This is a genomic window from Pseudomonas phenolilytica (assembly GCF_021432765.1).
GTDB classification, from domain to species: domain Bacteria; phylum Pseudomonadota; class Gammaproteobacteria; order Pseudomonadales; family Pseudomonadaceae; genus Stutzerimonas; species Stutzerimonas phenolilytica.
On record NZ_CP058908.1, the window covers coordinates 371,352 to 387,121 of the forward strand.

A 15,770-nucleotide genomic window follows, 5' to 3' on the forward strand; every position below is an offset into this window, starting at 1 on the left:
GAAAGGTATTGCGGTGGTGGGCTGAAGCCCACCACAACGGCCCCGGAAACAGCCGCGACCTTATCCACAACCCGCCGCTGCGCCCATGAGGCCCAAAAAAGCCCGCCTCCTATCGGCGAGGCGGGCCATCGCTACCGCTTAAGGCTAGAACCGCCCGGCCGTGGTGGCACCTTCGCTCGGCGTCAGGCTGTTGTTCGCCCCGCTCTGCCATTGCCGCACCTGGGTGGCGTTGGCCTCGTCGCGGATCAGGCATTTCCATTCCACCGTCTGCCCGGCCGGCACGGCGATACGGCCCTTCCAGGTCGGATAGCTGCTGGTGTCGATCAGCCGTACCGCGGAGGCCGGGCTCCAGTTGCCGAGCTGGCTGACGTTGCCTACCGCGTAGACGCTGTCACCGGGTTGCGTCACGCCGTTGTCGCAGCGGAAGTTCACATTGACCAGACCTCCCTCGCCACCGTCATTCCCGCCACCATTGCCGGTGCCGCTGCGCCATACGCGCACCTGGCCATTGCTGGTATTGACTGCTTCGCTGAAGCTGCCGCTGGCGACCTGGCCGGGATTGCCCAGGTCGGAGTTGAGCGCCACCACCAGGGTCTGCTGGCTGCCGGTGACGGTGGCGACCAGGCCACTGAAGCCGCTGTGGAAGCTGATCGCCGAATCGGCGCGCACGCCGGCGGCGCGACGCACCTGGATCAGTTGGCGGATGAAGTCGCCGTAGCCCCAGTCGTACATGTGCGACCAGTACACCACCGGCGTGCCGGGGCTGGTGAGGATGTAGGCGTAGGCCTGGCGGATCAGCCCGTCCTGCAGCGGCCAGTGATGCTGGCCACCGTTCTGCCCGGGCGAGTAGTCGGTGTCGTGGTTGTCGACGAAGGTCACCGCCACCTCGCGCCAGCGCGGATCGGGGTTGCCGTTCAGGCCGTGCTTCCAGTCGGCGACCGAGCCGTTCTGCATGCGCTCCTTGAGGGCGAAGTCGAACACCGGGCATTTGGCCCGGTCGGACCAGTCCTTGATGATTTGCTGCCAACTGGCGGTGTTGCGCCAGTCCCAGCTCGGATATTCAGAGGGGCCTTTCCACAGCTCGCCGACGCAGAAGCTGCTGTCGGCGCTGTCGCTCATCCAGCTGTCGACCCGCTCGGGCGCGTAGCCGCGCACGAAATCGAAACGGAAGCCGCCAGCGCCGTACTGACCGCGCAGGTTGGCGAGTTCGTCGCGGAACATGCCGTAGACCTGCGGATGACTGGTATTGAGGTCCGCATCGCCGCCGATGAAGCGGTCGCCGTCGTCGCAGTCATTGGGGTAGTTGCCCGGGTCGGCGCAGTCGTTGCGCCAGAAGCCCTGGCCGGCCGGCAGGTTGATTTCCTTGTTCGGGTAGCCGCGGTTCATGTGGTTGGGCACCACGTCGTAGAGCACCTTCACCCCGGCACCGCCGAGCGCGCCGGCGGCCTGGCGCAGCTGGACGTCGCTGCCGTAGCGGCCGTTCTTGTTGAAGTCGTGCCAGAAGTAGCCCTCACCGCCGCCGGACTTGCCGCCGTCGGTCCAGCTGGAGAAGTCACGCCAGGGCACCGGCATCCAGATTGCCGAGAAGCCGTCGGCGGCGATGGTCGCGGCCTGCTGGCGGAGGATGTTGTACCAGTCGTTGGGCGCCTCGCGGACGACATTCCAGTGGAAGCCCTGGAGGATGATTTCGTCGCCGCCGTGGTAGCGCACGGCGTTGGGGCTTTTGCCGGCCTGATCGGCCATTGCCGGCAACGGCAGCAGGATTGCCGCCAATACGGCGGCACGCAGGATGTGGCTCATCGCAATACTCCGGTTCTTGTGCTTGTACGGGTAGCCGACGGCAGAGCCGCCGGACGAGGATGAACGCCGGTCGGAGCATCGACCGGCCCGCGCAGGCTGCTCCTGCACGCCACCGTCACCAACCTCCCCCGCCCAGTTGCCGGCGGCGTAGTGGCCAGGCCGAAGGCGGCTGGCAATCATCTGCGCCCCTCTCGTCCCAGCCCCGCCCCGGGGATTACGCCGCTCTCATCCTGATTACGCCCTGGCGCTGCGCCAGCGAAATCCGCGCCGCGGAGGATGCCGCCCCCGGTGCCATCCCCGAGGCTTTCGCCACCGCGCTGCACCGTCACCGGCCGACAGCGAAGGCGTGAACGTTCGGCATTAACAAGAAAAACAAGGACCTCGTCATGAAGCACACCGCGCACCCAAGCTTTGTTCTCAAACCCGCCTGCCTGCTCGCCGCCCTGCTGGTCGGCGGTCCGGCCCTGGCGGTCGATTTCCACGGTTACCTGCGTTCGGGCGTCGGCGCCACGGCCGGCGGCGGCGATCAGGCCTGCTTCCAGGCCGCTGGCGCACCGGCGAAATATCGCCTGGGCAACGAATGCGAAACCTACGCCGAGATCGGCCTCGGCCAGGAGGTGTGGAGCGAAGGCAACCGCAGCTTCTACGTCGACAGCATGATCGCCTACCGCTCCGATCAGGGTAACGACTGGGAAGCCGGCGGCACCGATACCGATGGCGACGAGAACAACCCGTTCGACGAGGCCGGCACCACCTCCATCCGCCAGTTCCACGTGATCGGCAAGAACCTCATCCCGAGCCTGCCGGGCGCGGCGATCTGGGCCGGCAAGCGCTACTACAAGCGCCACGACGTGCACATCAACGACTACTACTACTGGGATGTCTCCGGCCCCGGCGCCGGCATCGAAGACATCGACCTGGGCTTCGCCAAGGCCAGCGTGGCGTGGATTCGCAACACCGACGGCGACTGGGTCTACCAGGGCTCGGGCACCGGCACCAACCTGGCCAACGACACCCTCGACTTCCGCCTCGGCGGGATCGACGTCAACCCGGGCGGCAAGCTGGAGATCGGCTACGACTACGGCAAGGCCAACCTCACCGACGAGCAGGAACGCGACCCCGGCTACGAGGACCAAAAGGGCCATCTGGTCACCCTCGAGCACACCCAGAGCAACTGGTTCGGCGGCTACAACAAGCTCGCCCTGCAATACGGCACCGACGGCATCATCGGCAGCAGCGGGCGCAACAGCACCGGTAACAGCGACGGCAAGATGTTCCGCCTGGTCAACCAGGGCGTGGTCGGCCTGAGCGACAACATCGAGATGATGTACGTGCAGATCTACGAGGACCGCGACTTCGATAACGACTCCGGGCAGACCTGGGCCAGCTTCGGCGTGCGCCCGGTGTACAAATGGAGCGACGTGATGAGCACGGCGCTGGAGTTCGGCTACGACCGGGTCGATCCGCAGGCCGACGGCGAACGCACCCGCGACCTGAAGAAGCTCACCCTGGCCCAGCAGTGGTCGGCCGGCAACAGCTTCTGGGCACGCCCGCAGATCCGCGTGTTCGCCACCTATGCGCAGTGGGACGGCGGCCGTTACCAGGCCGCCAGCGAATCCATCGACGCCGGTGACGACGACGGCATCACCTTCGGCATCCAGGCCGAGGCCTGGTGGTAACCCGCGTCGGCTGAACGCCGTTGCAGGCAACGGCAGCCTTTCCGCTCCCACCGTCCAGACGGTGCCTTTTGCCCCGGCTCTGGCAGGTCGGGGCATTTTTTATCCGGAGAATCGCCATGCACCCGTTATCTCTTCTCGCCGCCGGGCTGATCGCCCTGGCGCTCGCCGGCTGCGGCAGCGAGCCGCTGCGCCGGGTCGACGCCCTCACCACCAGCCCCAAGCCACTGGAACGACCGATCGAACAGGCCCGTGCCGCACTGGCCGCCGCGCCGTCCTGCTGCAGCGGCCTCGACCAGCTGCCGTACGAGCCGCTCGAAGCCGGTTTCGCCGGTGACGTACTGATCGACAGCCAGGCGCCGGCCTACCGCTTTGAGACCGGCAAGAGTTTCCTGCGCGCCTTCAAACTGCCGGCCGGCGGCCCGTCGTTCGAGCTGCGCCTGTACAGCCAGGCCGGCAGCAGCGTGCTGGCACCCAATGCCATGCTGCTCGACAGCCGCATGCGCCCGACCCGCCTGCTGGATGCCGACGACTTCGTCTACGTGCCGCCAACCGGGCTCAAGGGCGACAGTCTGGACGCGCGCCTGCGCATCGACCGCTCGCAGCCCGAGCATCCGGGCAACGAGCGCTACCTGATCCTCTACACCAGCGACGCGCAGATGGCCGGCCAGACCACGCTCGAACACCCGGCCAAGGCCTACGCCAAGGCGCTGGGCAACGAGCCGCCGAGCATCCCCGATCCGGTGGCGCAGCACTCGCCCGTAGGTGTGATCAAGCTGGTGATGATCCCCGACAGCACCGCCGGCTCGAGCGCCAAGGGCTATGTGCCGGGCTACAGCATCGGCCAGGAGATGGGTAACGAACTGCCCGCCACGCCGGCACCGGCGGTACTGCCGGAGACCTCGGCCTACTACCGCCAGGCCATCGATGCGGCGCTGGTGCAGAAAGATCTGGAGCGCGCACTGCGTCTGGCCGACGAAGCGGCACGGGTAGGCGACAGCACGGCGAAGCAGCACCTGCTCGAACGCATCGAGATTCGCTGATCGGTCAGGCGTCGCCGGCTGGGTAACGGTGCAAGGCCACAGCCGCCGGTGGCTGTGGCCTGACGTTCATTCGCCGCGGATGTACTGTTCGAGCTGCTGGATCAGGCTGTCCTGTTCGGCCATGGTTTCCTTGACCACGTCACCGATCGACAGCAGGCCGACGGTGCGGCCCTCGTCCAGCACCGGCAGGTGGCGCAGGTGCTTCTCGGTCATGATCTCCATGCACTCGCGGATGCTCTGGCGCGGCTCCACGGTGATGACCTTGCTGGTCATGATGGCGCTGACCGGGGTGACGAACGAGGAGCGCCCCTGGAGCACGATCTTGCGCGCGTAGTCGCGCTCGCTGACGATTCCCACCAACCGCCCCGAAGCATCGGCAACCGGCAGGGCTCCGACGTTCTTCTCGGCCATCAGCTTGAGCGCGTCGAATACCGAATCCTCGGGGGCGATCATCACGATGCCTTGTGTCTGCTTGGCACCAATCACCTGCGCAACCGTTTTCATGGGACAGCTCCTTCCTGTTGGTTTTGGCGGAAATGCGGCCCATGCATCCCCGCTTCGAGCAAGCCTGAGACAGAACATATAGCGTGGCCGCGAGCGCGGCAAAGCGTTTCCGCTCGCGCCGCGGCAAGCCTGTATGCAAATGCTTCCGCCGAGTCAGGCGCTCAGCTTCAGGCCGACCAGCCCGGCGAGCAGCAACAGCGCGCTGAGCAAGCGCACGGGCGAGGCGCTTTCGCCAAAGATGACGATGCCCAACGCGACAGTGCCCAACGCACCGATGCCGACCCATATCGCGTAGGCCGTACCAACCGGCAGCACCTGCATGGCGCGGGCGAGGAGGAAAAAGCTGCCAGCCATGGCCAAGACGGTGAGCACACTGGGCAGCGGACGGGTGAACCCTTCGGAAGCCTTGAGGCCAATGGCCCAGCCTACTTCCAGAAGGCCGGCAATGATCAGCATGATCCAGGCCGAATGCATGAGGATGACTCCATCAAAACGGCAGGGTCGTCCCCGCATGATCCGACACACCGGCGGGTCGTCCCGCGGCGAATGCGACCCTAGCACAGCGGCGCACGGTGTTGGGCCGTTCAAAGCGGCCGTTGACCGTTGGCATTAGCGGCGTGACTGCGAAAGCACGGGCACGAACGAACATCGATGGATGGTACTTTTGGATCGGGTAAACGCCGACTCTCATCCCGGCGCAAATGCCATGCGGTGGATGGGTGGAGCGTCATCCACCCTACGAACCGCTCGCGTAGGGTGGAAAACTGCGAAGCATTTTCCACCGTTCCGCCCTCGCCAGCAGAGGGACGCCCTCTCCGCAAACAGTCTCAGGCCACAGCATGCCCGCGGGCCGCTTCGCTGAGGTAGAACCAGGCGGGACGCTCCAGCTCCAGTTCAGCGCCCAGCAGCGCCTCCTCGATTCGCTCCCAGCGCAGGCTGCCGAGGATCGGCAACGGCCGGCCGGGTAACTGCCGCAGCCAGGCCAGCGCCACCTGGTTGGGCGTCACGCCCAGATCGGCGGCGACCTCACTGAGTGCGCTGCACAAGCGTTCACCAAAGCGTCCACCGCCCATGGGCGACCAGGCCAACACCTGCAGGCCGGCCGCCTGCAGCGCATGCAGACTGCCGTCCCATACCCAATGCTGAGCCTGCAGAGACAGCTCGATCTGGTTGCAGCGCAGCGGCACGCACTGCGCCAGGGCCTGGCAGTGCAGGATGCCGGCGTTGGACAGCCCCACCCAGCGGACCTTGCCGCTGGCGACCAGCCCGTTCAGCGTCTCGGCTACCTCGTCGACCTGCAGCAGCGGGTCCGGGCGATGCAGCAGGAAGCCATCGAGTCGTTCCACTCCCAGCCGCGCCAGGCTGTCGTCCACCGCTCGGCGCAGGTAGCGAGAACTGGAGTCGTAGTGCTTGACCCGCCAGCGCGAACGGTCCTGCCCCGCCGGCACGATGTCGGCCTTGCCGATGATCTGCAGGCGCTGGCGCAACCCGGGTGCCTGGCGCAGGGCCGCACCGAAGTGCGCCTCGCATTGCCCGCCGGCATAGATGTCGGCATGGTCGAAGCCGTTCAGCCCGAGCTCGATACAGCGTTCGATAAAGCCCAGCAGCGCCTGGGGTTCGCCCAGCTCGGGATATTCCAGCAGGCGCATCATGCCCAGCAACAGCGGCTGGGCGAGCACGGGTGCGGCCATCGTGGCGCTCCGTCAGAAGATGTAGTCGGTGGTCAGGAAGCTCGACTGGCGGTCACGAATGATCCGGTCGACCAGCTCCTTGTTGGCCTCGTTGAAGCGCGTCGCCACCAGGGTACGGATGGAGAACACGCGCAGGGCGTCATGTACCGACAGCGTGCCCTCGGCGGAATTCTTGCGGCCGTTGAACGGATAGCTGTCCGGCCCGCGCTGGCACTGGGCGTTGATGTTGATGCGCCCGACCTGGTTGACGAAGGCATCCACCAGCCGGCCTACCTGCGCCGGGTCGTTGCCGAAGATCGACAGCTGCTGGCCGTAGTCGGAGGCGGTGACGTAGTCGATCACCTCCTGCAGGTCGCGGTACGGCACCACCGGCACCAGCGGGCCGAACTGCTCTTCGTGATAGACACGCATGGACGAATCCACCGGGCTCAGCACTGCCGGCTGGAAAAAGGTCTGGTGCGACTCGCCGCCGCCGGCGTTGATCACCCGCGCGCCCTTGGCTACGGCGTCTTCGAGTACGGCATGCAGGTAATCGGTCTTGCCCGGCTCCGGCAGCGGTGTCAGCGCCACGCCCGGCTCCCAGGGCATGCCCGCCTTGAGCGCGTTGACCCGCGCAGCGAAGCGTTCGAGGAAGCCATCGAGCACCGCCTCATGCACGAAGAGGATCTTCAGTGCGGTGCAGCGCTGACCGTTGAACGACAGCGCGCCGGTCACCGCCTCCTCCACGGCATTGTCGAGATCGACCTGCGGCAGGACGATGCCAGGGTTCTTCGCATCCAGCCCCAGCGCGGCGCGCAGGCGGTGCGGACGCGGGTGCAGTTTCTTCAGGTCGGCGGCGCCCTTGTGCGTGCCGATAAAGGCGAACACGTCGATCTTGCCGCTGGCCATCAGCGCGCTGACCGTCTCGCGACCGCGGCCGTAGATGACGTTGATGACCCCCGCCGGGAAGCTGTCGCGGAAGGCTTCGAGCAGCGGGCGGATCAGCAGTACGCCGAACTTGGCCGGTTTGAACACCACGGTGTTGCCCATGATCAGCGCCGGGATCAGCGTGGTGAAGGTTTCGTTCAGCGGGTAGTTGTACGGCCCCATGCACAGCGCCACGCCCATGGGCACGCGGCGGATCTGCCCGAGGGTGCCCTGCTCCAGCTCGAAGCGGCTGGAGCTGCGGTCCAGTTCCTTCAGCGCGTGGATGGTGTCGACGATGTAGTCGCAGGTGCGGTCGAATTCCTTCTCCGAATCCTTGAGGTTCTTGCCGATCTCCCACATCAGCAATTTGACCACCGCCTCGCGCTGCTCGCGCATACGCGCCAGGAAGGCTTCGACATGGGCGATACGCTCAGCCACGCGCATGGTCGGCCAGGCTCCGCGGCCGTAGTCATAGGCGGCAACGGCGGCGTCCAGCGCACGCAGCGCGGCGTCGGCATCCAGCAGCGGCGTGCTGCCCAGCACCACCTGACGCTCGCTGCCATCGGCCTCGCGCAGAAACACCGGGCTGCGAACTTCCGCCAGCGGGCCGTCCCAGTGCATCAACTCGCCATCGACCAGATAGTCGCGCTGCTCGACCGGAGCATCCGGCTGATAGGCAGCGGGAATCTCATCGAGACGGGGAAACAGGTCGGCAAGCGGGGGCGCAGTAGTCATGGAACCTCCAGGTAGCGAATCGGGGCGATCACGGCAGGCCCCACGCCCACCGCGATGGGTCGGACGGATTACAGCTCGCGCTGTTCGGCACGCTCGGCGCGCAGGTCGAAGTCGCGCGGCAGTTCGGCTGGCGCTGCGCTGTCCAGCGCCTGCAGGGCCTGGCACGTGGCGCTTTCGATGGCGGCCCAGTCGCCGGCACGCACGGCCTTGGCGTCGACCATCCAGGTACCACCAACGCACATCACATTGGACTGCGCCAGGTAGTCCCTGGCGTTGCGCGCGTTGACGCCACCGGTCGGGCAGAAACGGATATTGCCGAACGGCCCGCCCAGCGCCTTGAGTGCGGCGACGCCGCCACAGACTTCGGCCGGGAACAGCTTGAAGCGGCGGTAACCCAGGGCGTAACCGAGCATGATTTCCGAGGCGCTGGCCACGCCCGGCAGCAGCGGCAACGGGCTGTGCAACGCGGCATCCAGCAGCTCGCCAGTGCTGCCCGGAGAGACGATGAATTGCGCACCGGCCGCCTCGGCCTGGGCCAGCATGGCGGCATCCAGCACGGTACCGGCACCGACGATCAGTTCGGGGCGCTGCTCGCGCAGCAGGCGGATGGCACTCAGACCCAGAGCCGAGCGCAGGGTGATTTCCAGCACCTTGAGGCCACCGGCGGCCAAGGCGTCGGCCAGCGGCAGGATGTCCGCCTCGCGCTCGATGGTGATCACCGGCAGGATGCGTGCGGCACTGCACCACTGGTCGATCAGGGCGATCTTGTCGGTCATGCTGACGGCGCGGGTTTGGGTAGATGTCATGGAAGATTCCTTGCGGCCTCAGGGGCACCAGTAGATTTCGAGGGGACGGGCGAGGAAGGCGCGGATCGGCATCGCTTCATAGGATTCGCCGGCCAGGGCCTGGTTGAGCGTGGCCAGCTTGCCCGGGCCGTGCAGGGCGAGCAGGGTCAGCCGCGCGCTGGCCAGCAGCGCCAGGGACATGCTCAGGCGCTGGCGCGGTACGCTCGGCGCCTGCATCGGCAGGCAGCGCCGCGCACCACGCGGGTCGAGCGCCGCTTCCAGGTTCGGGCTGTCGGGAAACAGCGAGGCGGTGTGGCCGTCCTCGCCCATGCCCAGCACCAGCACGTCGATCGGCGGCAGTTCGGCCAATACGGCATTGGCGCGGTCAGCTGCCTCGTCGAGACTGGCCGCGCTCTGATAAAGGCCGATCAGCCGCGCCGCGGCCGCTGGTCCCTGCAACAGGTGTTGGCGCACCAGGCCTTCGTTGCTGTCGGGATGGCTGACCGGCACCCAGCGCTCGTCGGCGAGGCTGATGGTGACGTTGGCCCAGTCCAGCTCCTGCTGCGCCAGGCGCTCGAAGAACGCGATCGGGCTGCGGCCGCCGGACACCACCAGGGTCGCCGCACCGCGCTCGGCGATCGCACTGCGCAGGGCGTTGCTCACCGTCAGCGCCAGTTCGCCGGCCAGCTGGTCGGCGTTGCCGAGGCTGAAACCGAGGGTCTGCACCGGCAGATCGAGATTAGAGATCGTCATACCAACTCCTGCCGTCACGGCTGATCAGGGCAATCGAGGCAGCCGGTCCCCAGCTGCCTGCTGCGTAGGGTTTGGGAGGCGCGCCGACGCGTTGCCAGCCGTCGATCAGCTGGTCGCACCACTTCCAGGCGTATTCGATTTCGTCCTTGCGCACGAAGAGGTTCTGGTTGCCCTTCATCACTTCCAGCAGCAGACGCTCGTAGGCGTCGGGGATGCGCGGGCTCTTGTAGGTTTCCGAGAAGTTCAGCTGCAGCGGGCCGCTGCGCAGCTGCATGCCCTTGTCCAGGCCCTGGTCCTTGGTCATCACCAGCAGCGAGATGCCCTCCTGCGGCTGCAGGCGGATGATCAGCTTGTTGCCGATCAGCTGGCGCTGCTCGGGGGCGAAGATGTAATGCGGCGGCGCCTTGAAGTGGATGACGATCTGCGACAGCTTCTGCGGCATGCGCTTGCCGGTCCGCAAATAGAAGGGCACACCCGCCCAGCGCCAGTTGCAGATTTCGGCCCGCAGGGCGACGAAGGTCTCGGTGTCGCTCTGGGTGTTGGAGTTTTCCTCCTCCAGATAGCCCGGCACCTGGCGCCCGAGGATGCTGCCGGCCACGTACTGGCCGCGCACCAATTGCTGACCGAGGTGCTCCGGAGCAATCGGCGCCAGCGCCTTGAGCACCTTGACCTTCTCGTCGCGGATGCTGTCGGCTGAGAGGTCGCTGGGCGGGTCCATGGCGATCAGGCAGAGCAGCTGCAGCAGGTGGTTCTGGATCATGTCGCGCAGCTGGCCGGCCTGGTCGAAGTAGCCCCAGCGGCCCTCGATGCCGACGGTTTCGGCGACGGTGATCTCCACATGGGAAATGTGGTTCTGGTTCCACTGTGTCTCGAACAGGCTGTTGGCGAAGCGCAGGGCGATGAGGTTCTGCACCGTGTCCTTGCCCAGGTAATGATCGATGCGGTAGGTGCGGTCTTCCGGGAAGAAGCGCGCCACCGCGTCATTCACCTCGCGGGACGACCCCAGGTCATGGCCGATGGGCTTTTCCAGCACGACGCGGGTGCGCTCGGCCAGCCCCGCCTCCGCCAGCCCGGCGCAGATCGCGCCGTAGACGGAAGCCGGCGTGGCGAAGAAGGCGACGATACGCTCGGCCTGGCCGGCCTTGTCCGCCAGCGCGGCGTAATCCTCGCGGCGGCCGAACTCCATGCTCAGGTAGTCCAGACGGGCCAGGAAACGCTGCAGAACGCTTTCCTCGAGTTCGCGCTCGGCCACATGGCGACGCAGGTGCTCGGCGATCAGCGCCAGATGCGAAGCAGGCTCGCCGTCATCGCGGGCGAGGCCGAGAATGCGGGTGTCCGCCGGCAGCAGGCCGGCACGGTCGAGCTGATAAAGCGCGGGAAACAGCTTGCGCAGGGCCAGATCACCGAGGGCGCCGAACAGCGCCAGGGTGCAGGGTTCGACAGATAGTGGCGTCATGATGTTTGTTCTTCTACTAACACTGCCCTATGAATACACGCGAAGCCGCGTTTATTCAAGGAGTATGTAGTAATAAAAACAACATTTAGCCAGAAAAGGAGATTCCGGTAGTCGCTCCGCAGCCCGCTCAGTAGCATAGGGCACCTCTGACCCGCCGCATCAGGATCGTCATGGACCGCGTACACAACCTGCTCGAGCAGATCCAGCGCCGCCTCGAAGACCTCAACAAGGCCGAGCGCAAGGTGGCCGAAGTCATCCTGCGCAACCCGCAGCAGGCCACCCGTTTCAGCATCGCCGCCCTGGCGCAGACCGCACAGGTCAGCGAGCCGACGGTGAATCGCTTCTGCCGCTCGTTCGGCGTCAGCGGCTACCCGGAACTGAAGATGCAGCTGGCGCAGAGCCTGGCCAGCGGCGCCGCCTATGTCAGCCAGGCGGTAGAGCCCGACGACGGCCCGGCGGAATACACACGCAAGATCTTCGGCTCGGCCATCGCCTCGCTGGACAGCGCCTGCCAGAGCCTCGACCCGCAGCTGGTCAGCCGCGCCGTGGACCTGATGATCCAGGCCCGCCAGATCCACTTCTTCGGCCTCGGCGCCTCGGCCTCGGTGGCGCTGGATGCGCAGCACAAGTTCTTCCGCTTCAACCTGGCGGTAACCGCCCATTCGGACGTGTTGATGCAGCGCATGCTGGCGTCGGTGGCGCACACGGGCGAGCTGTTCGTGATCATTTCCTACACCGGGCGCACCCGCGAGCTGGTGGAAGTGGCGCGCATCGCCCGCCAGAACGGTGCCTCGGTGCTCGGCCTGACCGCCGCCGGCTCGCCGCTGGCCCAGGCCAGCACGCTGAGCCTGAACATTCCGCTACCCGAGGACACCGACATCTACATGCCGATGACCTCGCGCATCATCCAGCTGACGGTGCTCGACGTGCTCGCCACCGGCATGACCCTGCGCCGCGGCGTGGATTTCCAGCCGCACCTGCGCAAGGTGAAGGAAAGCCTCAATGCCAGCCGTTATCCGGCGGATGAAGAGCCGGACTAAGAGAACGGAACCGGCGCGAACGCGGGATGTTGCTATAACAACATCCCGCCAACACACCCGATCAGCGTGCCAGCGCCTGTTCCAGCGCCACACCGGCACCCTCCAGCCCCGGATAGTCCGCAGTCACCAGCCACACCGGCACATCGCCGAGATAGCCGCTCATACAGCCCTTGCTGGTAAAGCCGCGGGCGAAACCACTGGCCGCGAAGAAATCGGCGAAACGCGGCACCACACCACCGACGATATACACCCCACCGCGCGCACCGAGCGTGAGCACGTTGTTGCCGGCAACCCGCCCGAGCCACACGCAGAACTGTTCCAACGTCGCCACCGCCACATGATCACCCGCGAGCGCGGCCGCGGTGACCTCGGCCGGCGACGCCAGTCGCGGCGTCAAACCGGCCAGGGCGCAGACCGCGCGGTAGAGCAGCAACAGGCCACCGCCACTGAGCACGTCTTCGGCACGCACATGGCCAAGCTGGGCGAAGAGCATCTGCCACAGCGCCGTCTCATGCGTATCCGCCACGGGCAGGTCGACGTGCCCGCCCTCCCCCGGCAATGCACGCCAGCTGCCACTGCCCAAGGGCATCAACGCGGCGACGCCTAGCCCGGTGCCGGGCCCGATCACCAGCGCTGGCGCATCCGGCTCTGCCTCGCCAGCACAGATTACGCGCCGCCCCGCCTCGCCTATCCGCGTCATGCCCAGCGCCATGGCCGCGAAGTCGTTGATCAGCAGCAGCTCATCCAGCTGCAGGGCACCACAGAAATCCCTGCGCCCCAACCGCCAGTGGTTGTTGGTGAACACGAACTGCTCGCCCTTGACCGGCCCGGCACAGGCCAGGCAGGCCGCACCGACGCTGCCCGGCGCAAGACCGAGCGACGCTAGGTAGTACTCGACCGCCAGCTCGGGCGTGGCGAAATCCGCCGTCGCCAGGACCCGCACCGACTCCAGCCGCGAGTCGCGCCACAACGCGAAGCGCGCATTGGTGCCACCGATGTCACCGACCAGCGCCAGCCTCATCGCAGCACCTCCAGCCCGGCGGTGAACACACTGGCACCCTGTTCCGCCGAACTGAACGCCGCACGCATAAAGCCGAACAGCTCGCGGCCGCAACCCTGCACGTTCGCCGCCGGCGCCGCTGCCGGCAAGCGATCGGCCAGCTCGGCGGCATCCACCAGCACCTCGAGCACGCCGCCCTGGCCATCGACGCGCAGCAGATCGCCATCGCGCAGCCGCGCCAGCGGCCCGCCATCGATTGCCTCCGGGCAGACATGGATCGCCGCCGGCACCTTGCCCGACGCACCGGACATGCGCCCGTCGGTGACCAGCGCGACCTTGAAGCCGCGATCCTGCAGCACGCCGAGATAGGGCGTCAGCTTGTGCAGCTCCGGCATGCCGTTGGCGCGCGGCCCCTGGAAGCGCACCACGGCGACGAAATCACGCTCCAGCTCGCCAGCCTTGAACGCCTCCACCAGTTCCAGCTGATCGGAGAAGATCCGCGCCGGCGCCTCGACCACGCGATGCTCCGGCGCCACGGCGGAGACCTTCATCACCCCACGTCCGAGGTTGCCGCTCATCAGCCGCAATCCGCCCTCGGCGGAGAACGGCCGCGCCACCGGCCGCAGGATGCTTTCGTCCAGACTCGCCGCAGCCCCTTCACGCCAGGTCAGCCGGCCATCTTCGAGGAAGGGCTCCTGGGTATAGCGATAGAGGCCTCGCCCCATCACGGTATGCACATCCTCGTGTAGCAGGCCGGCGTCGAGCAGCTCGCGTACCAGCAGTGCGACGCCGCCAGCGGCATGGAAGTGATTGATGTCCGCCGAGCCGTTGGGATAGACGCGGGCCAGCGTCGGCACCACCTCGGAGAGGTCGGCCATGTCCTGCCAGGTCAGCTGAATGCCCGCCGCCTGGGCGATGGCCGGCATGTGCAGGGTGTGGTTGGTCGAGCCGCCGGTGGCATGCAGCGCGACGATGGCGTTGACCAGCACGCGCTCGTCGACCAGCTCACCGAGGGGCGTATGGCAGCCCCCCTGAGGCGTGAGCCGCGTGACCTGGCGCGCCGCCTCGATGGTCAGCGCATCGCGCAGCGGCGTCCCCGGATTGACGAAGGACGAGCCCGGCAGGTGCAGCCCCATCACTTCCATCAGCATCTGATTGGTGTTGGCGGTGCCGTAGAACGTGCAGGTGCCGGGACTGTGATAGGCCTGCATCTCGGCAGCGAGCAGCTCGTCGCGACCGGCCTTGCCTTCGGCGTAGCGCTGGCGCACCGCGGCCTTGTCCTTGTTGGCCAGGCCGGAGGGCATCGGCCCGGCCGGCACGAACACAGCGGGCAGATGACCGAAGCGCAGCGCACCGATCAACAATCCGGGGACGATCTTGTCGCAGATGCCGAGCAGCAGCGCCCCATCGAACAGGTTGTGCGACAGCGCCACCGCGGTGCTCATGGCGATCACCTCGCGACTGGCGATGGCCAGCTCCATGCCGGGCTCGCCCTGGGTGACGCCATCACACATCGCCGGCACGCCGCCGGCCACCTGCCCCACCGAGCCGATCTCGCGCAGCGCCTGGCGCAGGCGCTCCGGGTAGTCCTCGTAGGGCTGGTGCGCCGAGAGCATGTCGTTGTAGGCGGTGACGATGGCGATGTTCGCCGCATCGGGCAGGCGCAGGCGCTGCTTGTCCTGCGCGCCACAACCGGCGACGCCGTGGGCGAAGTTCGCGCACTGCGCGCCGCTGCGCGCCGGTCCCCGCGCCGCCGCTCCTCGAATCAGCGCCAGATAGCGCTCTCGGGTTGGGCGACTGCGGGCGATCAAGCGCTCGGTAACGGCGAGAACACGAGGATGCATGCGGCTGACTCCAGATTATTTTTGTTGGTTTTATACCAACATAAGCCGTATACAACAACGATCTAGCGCATTAAAAAGTAAATATATTGTTTTTATAACAAGATCACCGATTCAGCAGTTCGAGCTTTCGACGCAACTGCGCCGCGTGGGCCTTTTCCGCACGCAGCCCCGCAAAGAACTCGGCCTTCTCCCGCTCAAGGCGCTCGATGATCGCGCCAACGTTCATCAGCAGTTCGCGCAACACACGCAACTCGCTCTGCTGCCGGCGATAGCCGAACCCGAGTGCGCAAAGCGCGATCAGCACTACCAGAACGACACACAGCGACACTCCCATCACCAGCCAGGACATGCTCAGCGCTTCCATCTCTCCACTCCTTGTGCATTGGCAAAACGCCATCTTCGAGCGAGACGATATGTAGTCTCACAAGACAGGTCGATAATGTTTACTTGCACAGGTAAAGGAATGCAGCAGGTTAGCCAGGCCCTGGCGTGCCATCAGGCCCAACCCTGGAAGTCGCCGGCCGGCGGACGGCGCCG

General features: G+C 66.5%; 14 protein-coding genes. 3 read left to right on the forward strand and 11 right to left on the reverse strand.

Going from position 1 to position 15,770, the window contains the following annotated elements; genetic code table 11:
- Positions 1 to 144: 144 nt before the first annotated feature.
- The gene (mta, locus tag HU825_RS01865) at positions 145 to 1,800 is read right to left on the reverse strand and encodes a glucan 1,4-alpha-maltotetraohydrolase (RefSeq protein WP_234302790.1); all 1,656 of its coding nucleotides are present in this window, start codon (positions 1,798 to 1,800) and stop codon (positions 145 to 147) included.
- Between the two features lie 386 nt (positions 1,801 to 2,186).
- On the opposite strand from mta, the gene HU825_RS01870 reads away from it, so the two are divergent.
- Together HU825_RS01870 and HU825_RS01875 are read left to right on the forward strand one after the other, a co-directional pair.
- On the forward strand, positions 2,187 to 3,479 hold the full coding sequence (locus HU825_RS01870) for a maltoporin (protein WP_043298200.1): 1,293 nt from the start codon (positions 2,187 to 2,189) through the stop codon (positions 3,477 to 3,479).
- 116 nt (positions 3,480 to 3,595) lie between these two features.
- Positions 3,596 to 4,519, forward strand: a complete 924-nt coding sequence (locus HU825_RS01875) for a MalM family protein (protein WP_234302791.1) — start codon at positions 3,596 to 3,598, stop codon at positions 4,517 to 4,519.
- Between the two features lie 66 nt (positions 4,520 to 4,585).
- Here HU825_RS01875 and HU825_RS01880 read toward each other — a convergent pair whose 3' ends face one another.
- From HU825_RS01880 to zwf, 7 genes are all read right to left on the reverse strand, one after another.
- Positions 4,586 to 5,023, reverse strand: coding sequence for a CBS domain-containing protein (locus HU825_RS01880; RefSeq protein WP_043298204.1), 438 nt, complete (start codon positions 5,021 to 5,023; stop codon positions 4,586 to 4,588).
- 153 nt (positions 5,024 to 5,176) lie between these two features.
- A complete protein-coding gene (gene sugE / locus HU825_RS01885) occupies positions 5,177 to 5,497 on the reverse strand; it encodes a quaternary ammonium compound efflux SMR transporter SugE (RefSeq protein ID WP_234302792.1) in 321 nt (106 codons plus the stop codon).
- A gap of 353 nt (positions 5,498 to 5,850) precedes the next feature.
- Positions 5,851 to 6,714, reverse strand: coding sequence for an aldo/keto reductase (locus HU825_RS01890; RefSeq protein WP_234302793.1), 864 nt, complete (start codon positions 6,712 to 6,714; stop codon positions 5,851 to 5,853).
- A gap of 12 nt (positions 6,715 to 6,726) precedes the next feature.
- Positions 6,727 to 8,355, reverse strand: coding sequence for an NADP-dependent glyceraldehyde-3-phosphate dehydrogenase (locus HU825_RS01895; protein WP_234302794.1), 1,629 nt, complete (start codon positions 8,353 to 8,355; stop codon positions 6,727 to 6,729).
- Positions 8,356 to 8,423: 68 nt separating this feature from the next.
- Positions 8,424 to 9,161, reverse strand: a complete 738-nt coding sequence (locus HU825_RS01900) for a bifunctional 4-hydroxy-2-oxoglutarate aldolase/2-dehydro-3-deoxy-phosphogluconate aldolase (RefSeq protein ID WP_077682066.1) — start codon at positions 9,159 to 9,161, stop codon at positions 8,424 to 8,426.
- 18 nt (positions 9,162 to 9,179) lie between these two features.
- Entirely contained in the window at positions 9,180 to 9,893 is a 714-nt protein-coding gene (gene pgl / locus HU825_RS01905; RefSeq protein WP_043298213.1) for a 6-phosphogluconolactonase, read from the reverse strand.
- Positions 9,880 to 11,349: a glucose-6-phosphate dehydrogenase gene (gene zwf / locus HU825_RS01910; RefSeq protein WP_156715338.1), complete on the reverse strand. Its 1,470-nt coding sequence runs from the start codon at positions 11,347 to 11,349 to the stop codon at positions 9,880 to 9,882. Before zwf ends, pgl begins: the two co-directional genes overlap by 14 nt.
- A 170-nt stretch (positions 11,350 to 11,519) precedes the next feature.
- Between zwf and HU825_RS01915 the strand changes: the two genes are divergently transcribed.
- Positions 11,520 to 12,389: a MurR/RpiR family transcriptional regulator gene (locus HU825_RS01915; protein WP_054094610.1), complete on the forward strand. Its 870-nt coding sequence runs from the start codon at positions 11,520 to 11,522 to the stop codon at positions 12,387 to 12,389.
- Positions 12,390 to 12,450: 61 nt separating this feature from the next.
- On the opposite strand, the gene HU825_RS01920 is transcribed toward HU825_RS01915, so the two are convergent.
- The 3 genes from HU825_RS01920 to HU825_RS01930 all read right to left on the reverse strand — a co-directional run bounded on the left by HU825_RS01920 (position 12,451) and on the right by HU825_RS01930 (position 15,597).
- Entirely contained in the window at positions 12,451 to 13,410 is a 960-nt protein-coding gene (locus tag HU825_RS01920) for a glucokinase (RefSeq protein WP_054094609.1), read from the reverse strand.
- Positions 13,407 to 15,233, reverse strand: coding sequence for a phosphogluconate dehydratase (gene edd / locus HU825_RS01925; protein ID WP_234302795.1), 1,827 nt, complete (start codon positions 15,231 to 15,233; stop codon positions 13,407 to 13,409). The genes HU825_RS01920 and edd overlap by 4 nt, the downstream gene beginning before the upstream one ends.
- Positions 15,234 to 15,336: 103 nt before the next feature.
- A complete protein-coding gene (locus HU825_RS01930; RefSeq protein ID WP_054094607.1) occupies positions 15,337 to 15,597 on the reverse strand; it encodes a hypothetical protein in 261 nt (86 codons plus the stop codon).
- Positions 15,598 to 15,770: the final 173 nt, after the last annotated feature.

Bases quoted from the DNA above. Each gene is read 5' to 3' on its own strand.
- mta (WP_234302790.1), bottom strand. From the start codon at position 1,800: ATGAGCCACATCCTGCGTGCCGCCGTATTGGCGGCAATCCTGCTGCCG.
- HU825_RS01870 (WP_043298200.1), top strand. From the start codon at position 2,187: ATGAAGCACACCGCGCACCCAAGCTTTGTTCTCAAACCCGCCTGCCTG.
- HU825_RS01875 (WP_234302791.1), top strand. From the start codon at position 3,596: ATGCACCCGTTATCTCTTCTCGCCGCCGGGCTGATCGCCCTGGCGCTC.
- HU825_RS01880 (WP_043298204.1), bottom strand. From the start codon at position 5,023: ATGAAAACGGTTGCGCAGGTGATTGGTGCCAAGCAGACACAAGGCATC.
- sugE (WP_234302792.1), bottom strand. From the start codon at position 5,497: ATGCATTCGGCCTGGATCATGCTGATCATTGCCGGCCTTCTGGAAGTA.
- HU825_RS01890 (WP_234302793.1), bottom strand. From the start codon at position 6,714: ATGGCCGCACCCGTGCTCGCCCAGCCGCTGTTGCTGGGCATGATGCGC.
- HU825_RS01895 (WP_234302794.1), bottom strand. From the start codon at position 8,355: ATGACTACTGCGCCCCCGCTTGCCGACCTGTTTCCCCGTCTCGATGAG.
- HU825_RS01900 (WP_077682066.1), bottom strand. From the start codon at position 9,161: ATGACATCTACCCAAACCCGCGCCGTCAGCATGACCGACAAGATCGCC.
- pgl (WP_043298213.1), bottom strand. From the start codon at position 9,893: ATGACGATCTCTAATCTCGATCTGCCGGTGCAGACCCTCGGTTTCAGC.
- zwf (WP_156715338.1), bottom strand. From the start codon at position 11,349: ATGACGCCACTATCTGTCGAACCCTGCACCCTGGCGCTGTTCGGCGCC.
- HU825_RS01915 (WP_054094610.1), top strand. From the start codon at position 11,520: ATGGACCGCGTACACAACCTGCTCGAGCAGATCCAGCGCCGCCTCGAA.
- HU825_RS01920 (WP_054094609.1), bottom strand. From the start codon at position 13,410: ATGAGGCTGGCGCTGGTCGGTGACATCGGTGGCACCAATGCGCGCTTC.
- edd (WP_234302795.1), bottom strand. From the start codon at position 15,233: ATGCATCCTCGTGTTCTCGCCGTTACCGAGCGCTTGATCGCCCGCAGT.
- HU825_RS01930 (WP_054094607.1), bottom strand. From the start codon at position 15,597: ATGGAAGCGCTGAGCATGTCCTGGCTGGTGATGGGAGTGTCGCTGTGT.